The 13,487-nt window shown below is 72.0% G+C and carries 7 protein-coding genes and 2 pseudogenes; 3 read left to right on the top strand and 6 right to left on the bottom strand.

Annotated features, from left to right (window positions below):
- Nucleotides 1–116 precede the first annotated feature (116 nt).
- The 3 genes from AB0C62_RS26735 to AB0C62_RS26725 form a co-directional block, all read right to left on the bottom strand.
- Nucleotides 117–1,565 (bottom strand): hypothetical protein, encoded by a 1,449-nt coding sequence (locus tag AB0C62_RS26735; protein ID WP_362977242.1) that lies wholly within the window; start codon nt 1,563–1,565, stop codon nt 117–119.
- Between the two features lie 544 nt (nt 1,566–2,109).
- Nucleotides 2,110–3,087 carry a hypothetical protein gene (locus AB0C62_RS26730; protein ID WP_362977240.1) on the bottom strand — a complete coding sequence of 326 codons (978 nt, stop codon included), beginning with the start codon at nt 3,085–3,087 and terminating at the stop codon, nt 2,110–2,112.
- 12 nt (nt 3,088–3,099) lie between these two features.
- A complete protein-coding gene (locus tag AB0C62_RS26725; RefSeq protein ID WP_362977238.1) occupies nt 3,100–4,584 on the bottom strand; it encodes an APC family permease in 1,485 nt (494 codons plus the stop codon).
- A 958-nt stretch (nt 4,585–5,542) separates the two neighbouring features.
- Here AB0C62_RS26725 and AB0C62_RS26720 point away from each other — a divergent pair.
- Nucleotides 5,543–7,579 (top strand): annotated as a pseudogene (locus AB0C62_RS26720) (TIM-barrel domain-containing protein); the annotation flags it as partial.
- A 99-nt stretch (nt 7,580–7,678) separates the two neighbouring features.
- Here AB0C62_RS26720 and AB0C62_RS26715 read toward each other — a convergent pair.
- Together AB0C62_RS26715 and AB0C62_RS26710 are read right to left on the bottom strand one after the other, a co-directional pair.
- Nucleotides 7,679–9,553, bottom strand: coding sequence for a TIM barrel protein (locus AB0C62_RS26715; RefSeq protein WP_362977236.1), 1,875 nt, complete (start codon nt 9,551–9,553; stop codon nt 7,679–7,681).
- Nucleotides 9,554–9,660: 107 nt separating this feature from the next.
- On the bottom strand, nt 9,661–10,545 hold the full coding sequence (locus AB0C62_RS26710; protein ID WP_362977234.1) for a shikimate dehydrogenase: 885 nt from the start codon (nt 10,543–10,545) through the stop codon (nt 9,661–9,663).
- Between the two features lie 178 nt (nt 10,546–10,723).
- Here AB0C62_RS26710 and AB0C62_RS26705 point away from each other — a divergent pair, with 178 nt between their 5' ends.
- Nucleotides 10,724–11,389, top strand: coding sequence for a TetR family transcriptional regulator (locus tag AB0C62_RS26705; protein ID WP_362977232.1), 666 nt, complete (start codon nt 10,724–10,726; stop codon nt 11,387–11,389).
- A 233-nt stretch (nt 11,390–11,622) separates the two neighbouring features.
- Nucleotides 11,623–12,975, top strand: a complete 1,353-nt coding sequence (locus tag AB0C62_RS26700) for an MFS transporter (protein WP_362977230.1) — start codon at nt 11,623–11,625, stop codon at nt 12,973–12,975.
- Between the two features lie 249 nt (nt 12,976–13,224).
- Here AB0C62_RS26700 and AB0C62_RS26695 read toward each other — a convergent pair.
- Nucleotides 13,225–13,485 (bottom strand): annotated as a pseudogene (locus AB0C62_RS26695) (TetR/AcrR family transcriptional regulator); the annotation flags it as partial.
- Nucleotides 13,486–13,487 lie beyond the last annotated feature (2 nt).

Below are 13,487 nucleotides of genomic sequence, written 5' to 3'. Positions count from 1 at the left end.
ACCGGATCGAGTACGACGGAATCGGCCATGGCGCGAACGTAACACGGGATGCGGCGCCCGAACCCCGTCGGGTGTTCAGGCTGCGCCCGTTCGGGCGGACCAGGCGGCCCCTTTCGTCAGCCGTTCGCGATGCGTACGACGCCGGTGATGGTGCCCTGGTAGATCACCCCGCCCGGCGCGATCGAGCCGACCATCTGGAGGGTGTCGAACAGGGAGCTGGTGCCGAGGTAGCGGGTGCGGACGGTCCGGCCGGTCGCCGGGTCGATCTCGGCGTAGTGGAACGAGTCGAGGATCGACGTCGTGTTCGTGAACGGGACGACCGGGGTGCGGACGATCGTGTGGATGAGTCCGTCCGCGGTCGACAGCCGGGGAACGGCCGACGAGCGGACGGTGTTGTCCCACTTCAGGTCACAGCCCGAGCCGTCCGCGCGGACGTCGACCCGGCTGAGGCCGCCCTTGAAGTCGGCGGAGGCCGGGCTGGAGGTGCCGGCGTCGTCCGGCAGCGCGGGGTACGGGTATCCGTAGGTGCCGGCCACGAAGACCGAACTGCCCACGCCGATCGGGGAGTTCTCGCTGCCGCTGCCGCCGGCCTTCAGGACGGGCACCGAGCAGATCTGCGCGCCGGTGTCGGTCCGGTAGACGAGCAGGTTCTCGGTGGGTGCCGCGTTGTCGACGACGGTGACGTAGTCGGTGCCGGTGCCGGGGCCGAAGAAGGTGGGGGTGGAGCCGGTGCCCCGGCTGAGCTGGCCGGGCTTGCGCGCGGGGCCGCGGTCGTACGGCCGTCGCCAGGCGACGCTCGGTGTCCCGTCCTCGGCGGCGGTCAGCAGATAGGTGGCGTGGGTGGTGGCGACCGCCGCGCCGGCCGGGGCGGTCGAGATCGAGTTGTCGACGCGTTCCCCCGCCGGCAGCGACAGCGCCTGGACGGTACCCGTGCGGTCGTCGGCGGTGCCGACCACACCGCCGCCGGTGGCGAACCAGACGCGGCCCTGCCAGTCCGGCGAGAGACCGGTGACCGCGTCCCCGTCGGGCACGGCCTGCCTGAGCGAAAGCGAACGGGCGACGTACAGCTCCCAGCCGCCCGTGGCGGTCCGGCGGTGGGCGATCCGCAGCAGGGTGCGGTCGCCGTCCACCGCGACCAACTGGTCCTGGTCGTCGAGGTATGCGTAGACCCCGCCCAGCAACGAGCCCTTGGCGATGGGGAGTTCCGCGAGGGACTCCCCCGTCCCGGGGTCGAGCAGATGGACGGTGGGGACCTGCCCGAGGATCGGGGTGCACAGGGCGACCGGATAGCCGTCGGAGCCGACGAGGACGGTGGGGCAGGCGGACTGGAGGGCGACACGCCGGGACGTGAGGGAACCGGCGCCCGGGCCGGGGAGCGGGGTGGCGTCGGAGGAGCCGGTGTCGCCGTGCATGGTCGCGGTGCCCTGGGGCCCCGTGTAGGGGTTGTGCGGCGGCAGCGGGCCGAAGGCCGGGTCGGCCGCGGCCGTCGGCGCGGCGGTCACGAGCGCGAGCAGGCAGGCGGCTCCGAGCACGGCGGCGCGCGGGAACAGCGGGGAACGCGGCATGGCGGGGTCCCTTTCGGGTGAGGAGGGCGTGCGGCGCCCGGCGTGGACCGGCGGCGGACGGACGCCGGGAAGGATCGCCCCCGGGCACCGGGACGCCGTACCGGACGGACCGGTCCCGCCGAGGGACGGGCGGAGCGGTCCGTACGGGACGCGGGTCAGGGACGAGTCGGTCGGTCAGGGGTGACGGGACGGCGTCGAGGGCGGCGGCAGGCGCGGCGGAGCGGTGATCCCGCTCGGAAGGCCCTGCGACCGGGTGGGACGGCTACGTCAGCGACACAGCGCGCTGGACTGCCGGCACTGGTCGACATGGCGACGGGCCACGAGCACAACGGACGTGCACCCGATTCCCGCAGCAGCTGTCATGGTCACGGATCTTGGCAGGAGCGGGCGTGCGTGGACAAGGACCGGTCCACATCACGGACGCGCGGCCACCCCCGGCACGGAACACCTCGACGCCGCGTCCCGTCGCCGCACTCCCTTCGGCGAACTCGGCCGCGCGCGGGGCCGGTTCGGCTTCCAGCGGCGCGGTCGGCGGTCGACTCGTTCAGCGCGCCTCTCCGCGGGCGGAACGCCTGCCCCACTTCACGAACTCCTTCTCCGCGTCGCCGGTGGCGGACCACGGCGTCCGGGTGACGCGCCGCCCGATGATCCGGAACAGGTCGGCCGCGATGTCCACCGTGTCCGTCGTGTCGGCGTAACAGGCCGCGTGGGCCAGGTGGTTGAGGTCGCGCAGCTCCACCGGTGCCGGTGGCCCCTCCGGGCGCGCGCCGATCCAGCGCTGCCAGGTGCGCCGTACGTCGTTGACGGCGGCGTCGTGACTCCAGTGCCGGACCATGCCGACGACGGCGTCCCGTCGACCCCTGGCCGCGTCGAGGACACAGCGGTACTCCTCGACGCGGGCGTACTGCACCAGCACGGGCAGCACGCAGCCCGCCGGTGCGACCCCCGCGGCGTCCCGCGCGAAGTCGTACATCAGGCCGTGGCTGCCGTGCCAGCGAGCGGAGTAGTAGTGCAGGATCTGCAGGTGCCCCTCCATGCTGTACGGATCCCGCCCGTGCAACTCGTCCCACCAGCGGCCGAGTTCCCCGCGCCGCACGCCGCAAGGGTAGAGCCGCGCGACCGAGACGAGGAAGATCCATGGCGTGGGGTCCCGCGGGTGGGCCTCGGCGGCGCGCAGACAGGCCAGCACCGCCCTGTCGACGCGTTGCCCGTCGATGGGGACCCCGCGTCCCGCCGCGATCGCCAGGTTGAAGGCCCGGGTCACGTCGGTCGCGGCCCGCAGGACCAGGGCGTCGGCGCTGTGCGGTTCGGCGGCGAGCCAGGACTCGGCCGTCGAGTTGCCCGCGCAGGCCGGGGCGAGCAGCCGGACGCGGTGGCTGCGCGTCGCCCAGTCGTCGCCGGTGGCGCGCAGGAGTTCGCGCAGTCCCTGCCAGCGGCCGATGACGATGTCCTGGCGCGCCGAGGTGAGGGGCGCGTCGCCGCAGTCGGGGTCGACATCGGGCGTGAAGCGGTCTCCCGCCATCGAAAAGCCCCCTCAGAAGTCGGTGGGCAGACCCTCGTGGACGCGGGTTGCGGCGGCGACCGTCGCCTCGGCATGACCGTCGGGGATGTACTCGGCCTCGACGACGTGGGTGGCGTCCAGCTTCGCGGGCCGGTAGTAGTCGCTGCCCTGCCCCCAGTACCAGAGCATGGGGAGCAGTCCGGCGGCGATGCCTCCGATACCGATCGCGATGGACGCGGCGCTGAGGTCGCCGAGCGACTCGACGAAGACCCAGAACATGAACGCGGCACCGACGAGCGGCCAGAGGCCGCCGAAGAGGAAGTTGGCCGGGGACTTCAGCAGCGTCTTGCGGTAGGCGACGACGGCGGCGAGGCCGGCCAGGCCGTAGTAGACGGCGATCTGCAGGCCGATGGCGGCGATGGCGTCGGCGAGGATGTCGCCGACCGAGCCGAGGGCGTTGGCGGTCACGAACAGGGCGAGGGCGACGGCGCCGACGACGACGATCGCCACCCACGGGGTGTTCCAACGGCGGTGCACCCGGCCGAGCGCGCTCGGCATCGTCCGGTCGCGGCCCATCGCGAACAGCGAGCGGGTGACCTGGATGAGGGTGGTCTCCAGGGTGGCGATGGTGGAGAGCATCACGGCCACCACGATGAGTTTTCCGCCCCAGCCGGGCCAGATCTCCTCGCCGAGGGCGCCGAGCACGTTGGCGCCGTTGTCCTGGATCTGCCGGTCGGTGAGGATGACGTTCACCGCGATGGTGAAGACCTCGAAGAGCAGGAAGACGATGCCGACGCCGATCAGGCCGGCGAGTCCGGTGGTGCGGCGGCTGTTCCTCGTCTCCTCGCTGAGGTTGCTGGTGACGTCCCAGCCCCAGTAGTAGAAGGCGGCGATGAGCGCGCCGGACGCGAAGCCGCTCACGCCGTCGAACTGGCCGAGGCCGAGCCAGGACCACGAGAAGGCGCGGGCGTTGTCGTCGTGCAGCAGGGCGCCCACGGCGAAGGCGGCGAGGACGGCCAGTTCCACGCCGGACATGACCAGTTGGGCGCGCACGGTCAGCCGGGCGCCGCCGAGGACGACGAACAGCATGACGAGGAACCAGGCCGCGCCGACGACAGTGGACAGGGCGGTGTCGTCGGCGAGATCCGGGTCGACGAGGGCGAGGGTCATCGAGCCGGCGGGCAGCGAGCCCGCGACCATGAAGATGGTGGCGGAGACGACCAGGGCCCAGCCGCTGATGAAGCCGAGGAAGGGGTGCAGCGTGCGGCCGACCCAGGAGTAGCCGGCACCTGCGTTGACGTCGATCCGGCCGAGGTAACTGAAGGCCAGGGCGATGCCCAGCATGGGTATCGCGCAGTACAGGAGCGCGGCGGGACCGGCGAGGCCGACCGCGCCCAGGAGGACGGCGGTGGTGGCGGCGAGCGAGTACGCGGGGGCACTGCCCGCCACCGCCATCACGATCGTGTCGAAGGTCCCGAGGGCGTTGGCCTGAAGCCCTCTTCCCCTGTTCTTGCTCATGGTCGTGCTGCTTTCCGTGCTGCACGACGCGTCGGTGGGCACGCCGGGCAGCGCCGTGCGAGTGGGGGGTGTGAAGGCCGATGCCGCACCAGCGCCGTCATCGGGCAGAGGGTCACACCGCGGATGCGGAGGGTCGCTCCGCGGGTGCTGCGATGATAGCGGTGACCGTTGCCCTTTCCACGTCAACCGGTCGGTAATGCGCGGCTTTTGATGAGCCGTGTCCGGGGTGGCGAACTCCCCCGGAAGCAGCCGACGGTCCATTCGTGCAACGGCTCACGGATCGCCCCGCTTCGCTCCCGTACGCCCGTTCCGGGTTCGCGATCACACCGTTGACAGCTTCCGCAAAGCCTGTGACCCTTCATGCTCGAAGTTGCGCGGAATCACGACTGTTCAAGCATGAGCAAGCATCGGGCTCTTGAGGCCGGTGCAGCACCTGGTTCGAATCCGTCGAGTGGAGATGCGTACCGTGCGAAGACTCCGACACCGTTCCTGGGCCGTGGCGGGGCTGGCCACCGCCCTGGCCGTCACCCTGCTCACCGCGCCCGCGGGACCGGCGCTCGCGGCGACCCCGGCGAGTGCCGTCCTCGACGCCACCCACCAGAGCGTCACCTGGCAGAGTCCCGTCTACCCGAAGGGCACCTCCGGCGGCACCGAGGACTGTCCGCCGGCCGCCGAGGACCCCGACAGCAAGGTCTGCGACCGTTTCGACGTGAACGTCGAGGTACCCGAGGGGTATTGGGCCGACAACCCCGAGGGCGGGGTGCCGATCTCCATCGAGTGGCAGCACCCCACCGACGACTTCGACCTGTACGTGTACGACGACACGGGCAAGGAGGTCGCCTCCAGCGCGGGCACCGCCGACCCCGAGGCCACCGTGATCCCGAACGCGTCGGGGGCGTATCACGTGCTGGTCGTGCCGTACGACGTGCACGACGGCGGGTACACCGGGAAGGTCTATCTGCCCCTGACCACGGACGCGGGCGACCTGACCTCCTTCGGCGGCGACCACGGCAGTTACACCGTCGCCGCCGGTGACCTGAAGGCCCGGGCCGACTTCCTGGCTAACGGTCAACTCCGGCTGCGGGCCGACCCGTCCGGCACGTTCAGCGACCCCGCCGGCAGCGCGATCGTCCGCGAGCAGCCCGCCCGGCAGACCCGCACGACGTCGTTCGACGCGGGCGCGTACTACGGCATCCGGTCCCCCGACGCCGTCCTGCGCGTGTACAAGAACCCCCTGCGCTTCGGACTCTACACACCCGACAACCACACCCGGATCTGGCAGGAGGACAAGCCGCTGCGCTGGTCCACCAGCGGGATGCGGCAGAGCCTGGCGCGGGGCGCGGACGAGCAGTTCTTCGGCGGCGGCGAACAGAACGGCTCCTTCGCCCACCGCGATCGGACCATATACGTGGCGAACAACTTCAACTGGAACGAGGGCGGTTACAACAACTCGCAGCCCTTCTACCTGTCCAGCGCGGGGTACGGCGTCTACCGCAACACCTTCGCGCCGGGCGTGTACGACTTCGGCTCACCGGTGCGCACCGGGCAGCAGGAACGGCGCCTGGACGCCTACTACTTCCTCGGGAACGCCAAGAAGGTCATCGGCAAGTACTCCGCCCTGGTGGGCAAGCCGTTCATGCCGCCGGTGTACGGCCTCGAACCCGGCGACTCCGACTGCTATCTGCACAACGCCAACCGCGGCGAGCGGCACACCCTCGACGCCCTGAAGGTCGCCGACGGCTACACCGAGCACGACATGCCGCTCGGCTGGATGCTCGTCAACGACGGGTACGGCTGCGGCTACGAGAACCTCGACCAGACCGCCAAGGGCCTGAACGACCACAACGCCCAGCTGGGACTGTGGACCCAGGACGGCATCGACAAGCTCGCCGAGCAGGTGAAGGCGGGCCAGCGGGTGGCGAAACTCGACGTGGCCTGGGTCGGCAACGGCTACGGCTTCGCGCTCGACGCCTGCGACCGGGCGAAGGCCGGGATCGAGGACAACAGCGACGCCCGTGGGTTCGTCTGGCTGCCGGTGTCCTGGGCCGGCGCCCAGCGCTGCGGCGTCCTGTGGAGCGGCGACCAGAAGCTGTCCTGGGACTACATCCGCTGGCAGATCCCCACCTACGCCGGGGCCACGATGTCGGGCATCGCGTACAACACCGGCGACGTGGGCTCCATCTACGGCCACGACCCGGAGATGTACGCGCGGGACCTCCAGTGGAAGGCGTTCCTGCCGGCCGTCATGACCATGGACGGCTGGGCCTCGGACATCACCACCGGCAAACCGGCCGACCAGCAGCCCTGGCTGGACGGGGAGCCCTACACCTCCATCAACCGCACGTACCTCCAGCTGAAGGAGCGACTGCTCCCCTACATGTACACGCTCTCCGCCGAGGCGGCGAGGTCGGGCGTCGGTGCCGTACGCCCGCTCTGGCTGGAGTACCCGGACGACCCGAAGACCCTCGGGGCCGACGCGAAGTACGAGTTCCTCGCGGGCTCCGACTTCCTGGTCGCGCCCGTCTACGAGGACTCCGACACCCGGGACGACATCTATCTGCCCAAGGGCACCTGGACGGACTACTGGACGGGCCGCGTCTACAAGGGCCCGACCACCGTCAACGGCTACCACGCACCGCTCGACACCCTTCCCCTCTTCGTGAAGGGCGGCTCGATCGTCCCCATGTGGCCGAAGGGGACGACGAGTTGGAAGACCCGTGACCGGCACCAACTGGACTGGGACCTGTACCCGCAGGGCGACAGCGGTTACACGCTGTACGAGGACGACGGCGTGACCCGGCACTTCACCGAGGGCGCCTCGGCGACCCAGCGTGTCACGGTCGCCGCCGGACGGACCGCGACGACTGTCGACGTCGGCGCGAGCAAGGGGAGTTACCAGGCCAAGCCCGCCTCCCGCGCGTACCGCTTCACCGTGCACGGCGAGTCGGCGCCCCGGCAGGTACTCCTCGACGGACGCCCGCTGCCCCGCACGTCGTGGTCGCACGACAGCGGCACCGGGGTGACCACGGTGAGCACACCCCGGCTGACGCTGGACCGCGGGTTCACCCTGCGTCTGCTCCGGTAGCAGCGCGCGTCAGCGCCCCGGGCGTCCCGCCGCGTGCTGTGCGGCGAGACGCACCGGGGCGTTCTGCGCTCCGTAACCCCGGTATCCGCCGTCGCGTTGCACGAGTTCGAAGAAGACCCGGCCGATCGTCTCCGTGTAGCAGTGCCTGAACTCCCCGTGGGCGTCCCGGTCGTAGAGGATGCCGAGGTCGCGCAGGACGGCCAGTTCCTCCGCGTCGAGATCGTGCCGCGCGGCCAGGTCGTCGTGGTAGTTGGCGGGGATGGGCAGCAGTCGGCCGCCGGCCGCGCGGAAACGCCGGGCGGCTTCGGCCACGTCGTCGGTGGCGAGGGCGATGTGCTGGACGCGGGCGCCGTCGTCCGTGGGGGCGGGGCCGACCCCGAGGGCGATCCGGACGCTCCCGTCGGCGTTGGTGACGGCGCGGCTGCGGTGCAGTCCGTAGGGGTCGGCGACGTCCACGCTCTCCTGGCCGGTCAGGCCGAGCACACCGTGGTGGAAGAGGGCTGCCTCGTCGAACTGGTGCCAGGGCTGGGTGAGCGCGAGGTGGTCGATCCGGCTCACGGAGCCAGGGCCGGCCGGGCGCGCGGCCGGTGCGCCGGTGTCGACCGGCTCGAAGTCGTCCGTCCACCGGCGGAGTTCGGGACCGGCGCAGGCCGCTCGCGGGCCGGAGACTGCCGGGGATCCGGTGGGGGCGCAGAAGAAGACCTCCGTGCCGTCGGGCGCGGCGACGGCGTCGAGCGCGGCGTCGTGGAGCGCCCGGCGGCGCGGCAGTACGGGCGCGAGGAGTGCCTCGGCGCGACGGGCCGCGCCGGCCGGGTCGGGCGACTCCAGGCCGATCGCGGCGAGGGCCGTGCCGTCCCGGGCCGCGGCCGGACCGGTGTTGACGAGGACGCGGGCCCCGCCCTGCTGCCAGAGGTCGACCGGCTTGCCGCGGTGCCGGGCGGTGCGGGTGAAGCCGAGCGCGCCGAGGAGCCCGGCGACGGGGACGACGTCGGGCGTGACGAGTTCGGCGAAGGCGACGCCGGTCGGCACGACCGGGGCGGGCGGCGCGGCGAGGTCCACCCCGGCGGGCAGAGCCGGCCGCGTCCGTTCCTGGAGGACGAGGAGGGAACGGCGGGCGTCGACGGCGGTCGGCCCCGCCGCGGCCTGCCGGAACACGTCGTTGAAGACCTCCAGCGACAAGGGGCCCCGGTAGCCGGCGCGCAGGACGTGCGCCAGCAGACCGGAGAGGTCGAAGCCGCCCTGCCCGGGGAAGCAGCGGTAGTGACGGCTCCACTGGAGGACGTCCATCGCCATCAGCGGGGCGTCGGCCAGCTGGAGGAAGAAGATCCGGTCCCCGGGGATGTCCTCGATCCCCTTGGGGTCGGAGCCGCGCGCCAGGATGTGGAAGCTGTCCAGGCAGGTGCCGAGGGCCGGATGCCCGGCACTCTCGACGACGGTCCAGGCATGGTCGTACGTGTTCACGTGCCGCCCCCAGGCGAGCGCCTCGTACGCCACCCTGATGCCGAAGTCCGCGGCGAGGCGGGCCAGTCGGTGCAGTTGTTCCGCCGCGAGCGCGTCGTCGTCGACGGCGAGGGGCGAGACGCTGGAGCACACCAGCACGGTGTCGGCGCCCAGACGTCGCATGAGAGCGAACTTGTGGCGTGCCCGGCGCAGCGAGCGCGCGAACTCCGGCTCGGGGAGGGCCTCGACGTCGCGCATCGGCTGGTACAGGTCGATGGTCAGACCGAGGTCGGCGGTGCGGTCCCGGATCTCCTCGGGGGTGAGGGTGCTCGCGAGCAGGTCGTTCTCGAAGATCTCCACGCCGTCGAACCCCGCGCGGGCGGCGGCGGTGAGCTTCTCGGTCAGGGAACCGCTGAGGGACACGGTGGCGATGGACGTACGCACGCTGCTTCCTTCCGTAGCCGGGGAAGTCGGGGTGGCCGGACAGTCGGGGTGGCCGAGGACGGCCGGGTGCCCCGAGGCGGTCGGGGGCGTCGTGGCGCGGCCTGCCGTCACGCGGTCGTTGCCGAGGGCACCGGGGAGGCCGCCAGTTCGGCGATGTCCGCGAGCATCCGGGCCGGGTCGGGCTCGCGTCCGGTGAAGAGCCGGAAGGCGTCCGCGGCCTGGAAGGCGGCCATGCCGCCTCCGTCGAGGGTCGCGCAGCCGGCCGCGCGGGCGGCCCGCACCAGCTCGGTCTCCAGCGGCCGGTAGACCACCTCCGCGACCCACAGCCCGGGGCGCAGCAACCGTGCCGGGAACGGGAGTCCGGGGTGCGCGGCCATGCCGGTGGGCGTGGCGTGCACGATGCCGTCGGCACGGTCGAGGAGCGGGGCGAGCGTGTCCGCTGTCGCGGCGGCGGCCCGGCCGGTGCCGAAGTGCCGTCGCAGCGCGGCGGCGAGCTCGGCGGCGCGGTCGGGCAGCGCGTCGACGACGGTGACGTGGCCCGCGCCGAGGGTGAGCACCGCGTGGGCGACGGCGGCGCCCGCGCCGCCCGCGCCCAGTTGGACGACCCGCTCCAGGGACACCTCGGGCAGGCCGCGGGCGAAGGACGCGGCGAAGCCCGTGACGTCCGTGTTGTGGCCGATCGCCCGGCCGTCCTCGAAGACGACGGTGTTGACCGCGCCGAGCGCCGCCGCCTGCGGGGTGAGGTCGTCGAGGTGTCCGATGACGAGCTGCTTGCAGGGGTGGGTGATGTTCAGCCCGTCGAAGCCGAGGTCGCGTGCGGCGCGTACGAGATCGCCGACCGCCTCCGGCGCGACGCCGAGCCGGTCGATGTCGATCAGCCGGTACAGACAGCGCAGTCCCCGACGGTCGGCCTCGCGCTCGTGCAGCGCCGGGCTGAGCGAGGGGCCGATCCCCGAGCCGATCAGGCCGACGAGATACGAGGTCTGGGACACGGCGGGCCTCCGGGGGCGCGGACGACTGGCGGCAGTTAATGTACGAACTTGTTCGTTAGTCATATCAAGCCCTCCGTCCGATGGGAAGGGAGGCGGCGGGAGGGGACCGCGCGCCCTCGCTCCGCCGCACCCTGCTTCTAGAATCGCGGGCACCGACCGTCTCGCCCGAAGGAACCCGATGACCAGCGTCGAAGAACCGGCACGACCCGGCGGGCGCATCCGCGACGCCGCCCGCACCAGGGCCGAGATTCTCGACGTGGCGACCCAGGAGTTCTCCCGCGCCGGCTTCGCGGGCGCCCGGGTCGACGAGATCGCCGCCCGCACCCGCACCACGAAGCGGATGATCTACTACTACTTCGGCGGCAAGGAGCAGCTCTTCACGGCGGTCCTGGAGCGGGCGTACACGGTCATCCGGCAGGCCGAACAGAAGCTGGACGTCGAGCATCTGGACCCGGTCGCGGCCATCCGCAGACTCGCCGAGCTGACCTTCGACCACCACGAGGCGCACCCCGACTTCATCCGCCTGGTGAGCATCGAGAACATCCACGAGGCCGAACACATCGTCGCCTCCGACGAGTTGGGCAGCATCGGCTCACCCGCCCTGGACGTGATCGGCCGGATCCTGGCGACCGGCCGCGCGTCGGGGCTGTTCACGGCCGAGGTCGACGCCGTGGACCTGCACGCGATGATCAGCTCCTTCTGCTTCTTCCGGGTCTCCAACCGGCACACGTTCGGCGCCCTGTTCGGCCGCGACCTGGTCGCCCCCGACCAGCGGGACCACTACCGGGCGATGCTCGGCGACATGGTCATCGCCTACCTCACCGCCGACCGCGCGGCCGGCTGAACGGCCCGCCGAGCGCGGGGAGATCCTTCGGCGCGACCTCTTGACACCCGGGAGACGTGGGCGCAGCATCCGTAGCCAGTCGCTACTAACTATCCAGTGGGTTAATTAGCCGGATGCGCGGGCGCCACACGGTCCCGCTCCCGGCACGGCCGACCCGTACACCCCCAGGGTCTCGGCACCCCTCCCCTGGCACCGCCGCACTCCCGTCCCCGGAGTTCCCCGAAGGAGCAGCCGTGTCCGACCCCGCCACCCCGCTCACCGCGCCACCGGGCCAGCCGAAGAAGGCCGCGACGGCCGCCTGGATCGGCAGCGCCCTGGAGTACTACGACTTCTTCATCTACGGCAGCGCCGCGGCCCTGATCTTCCCGAAGGTCTTCTTCGACGACTCGGACCCCGCCAACGCGACCCTCCTGTCGCTCGCCACCTTCGGGGTCGCCTACGCGGCCCGGCCCGTCGGCGCGCTGTTCCTCGGCCACTTCGGGGACCGCGTCGGCCGCAAGAAGATCATGGTCTTCACGCTGATCCTGATGGGGCTCTCGACGTTCCTCATCGGCTGCCTGCCGACGCGCGACCAGGTCGGCGGCCTCGCCCCGGTGCTGCTCGTCCTGTGCCGGGTCCTCCAGGGCGTCTCGGCGGCCGGCGAGCAGGCCAGCGCCAACTCGATGACGCTGGAACACGCACCGCCGGACCGGCGCGGCTTCTTCACCAGCTTCACCCTCAGCGGCACCCAGGGCGGCCAGCTCCTCGCGACCCTCGTCTTCCTGCCGATCGCCGCGCTGCCCGAGGACCAGTTGCTCTCGTGGGGCTGGCGCGTCCCGTTCTGGGCGAGCGTCGCGGTCGCCGTGGTCGGCTACGTCATCCGCCGCACCCTCCAGGAGACCCCGGCCTTCACCCGGCAGGCGGCGACGGAGGGCGTCGTGAAGCTGCCGCTCGGCGTACTCTTCCACGACCACTGGGCGGACGTGCTGCGGGTGGTCGCCGGTGCGCTGATCGCGTCGGTCAGCACGATCTTCACCGTGTGGGCGCTGGCCTACGGCACCAGTGACGCGGTCGGTCTGTCCCGGACACAGATGCTGTGGGTGGGCGCGCTGGCCAACGTGGTCGCGCTCGGCGCGATTCCCGCCTGGGCCACGCTCTCGGACCGCATCGGCCGCCGTCCGGTGTACCTGATCGGCGCCGCGGGCAGCGCCGTCCTGATGGTCGCCTACCTGTGGGCGATCTCCACCGGCTCGTACGCACTGGTCATGCTCTTCGGCATCCTCGCGTTCGGCGTCGTCTACAGCGCGGCGAACGGCGTCTGGCCGTCGTTCTACGGCGAGATGTTCTCCACCCGGGTCCGGCTGTCCGGCATGGCCATCGGCACGCAGATCGGTTTCGCGGTCGCCGGGTTCGCCGTCACGTTCGCGGCGCGGATCGCGGGTCCGGACGGGGACGACTGGTCGGCGGTGGCCCTGTTCACCGCGGCGCTGTGCGTCCCGCCGGTCATCGCCGTGCTCACCGCCCGAGAGACGCACAAGGTGCCGACCGAGCAGCTGGGCGAGCGGGCGCCGGACGAGGCGGTACGGCCGACCACGGTCGCCGCCTGATCCGACGGCACCGACCGTGTCGTCACGTTCACCGGCCCTTCACAGCAGGGCACTTGAGGCAACATCAGGTATTGAAAGACGATCAGAGCACCCGCGACGCTCTGGTCTGCGGCACCCTTGAGAGGGGCTCCGCGCACCCCGGCCGGGTTCAGGGGCGGCCGGGGTGCGCGGAGTTCCCGTCGCGGGCGGGCGCAACGGAGCCGTACACCGTCGATGCCGCCTCTGCGCAGAGAAGTCGGCGATCGGACGTCAGGGCGCCGCTCCCCCGCGTGCCGCGTCGAGCAGGGGGCCCAGTTCGCGGGTCACGGCGGTCAGGGCGCGTACGTCGCGTTCGGCCCGGGCGATGAGGAGCGCGCCCTCCAGCGCGCTGATCATCAAGGTCGCGAGCGGTTCGGCGCGCTCGGCGGGGACACCCGTCCCGGTGAGCGCCTCGGCGACCGGACGGGTCCAGCGCGCGAACGCCGCGGCCGCGGCGGCCCTGGTCGCGTCGGCGGACTCGGCACGGTCGAGTC

This window comes from Streptomyces sp. NPDC048643, assembly GCF_040650615.1.
GTDB lineage: Bacteria > Actinomycetota > Actinomycetes > Streptomycetales > Streptomycetaceae > Streptomyces.
Note: the sequence above shows the minus strand (reverse complement) of the source record. Positions and strands in the feature narration are given on the sequence as shown.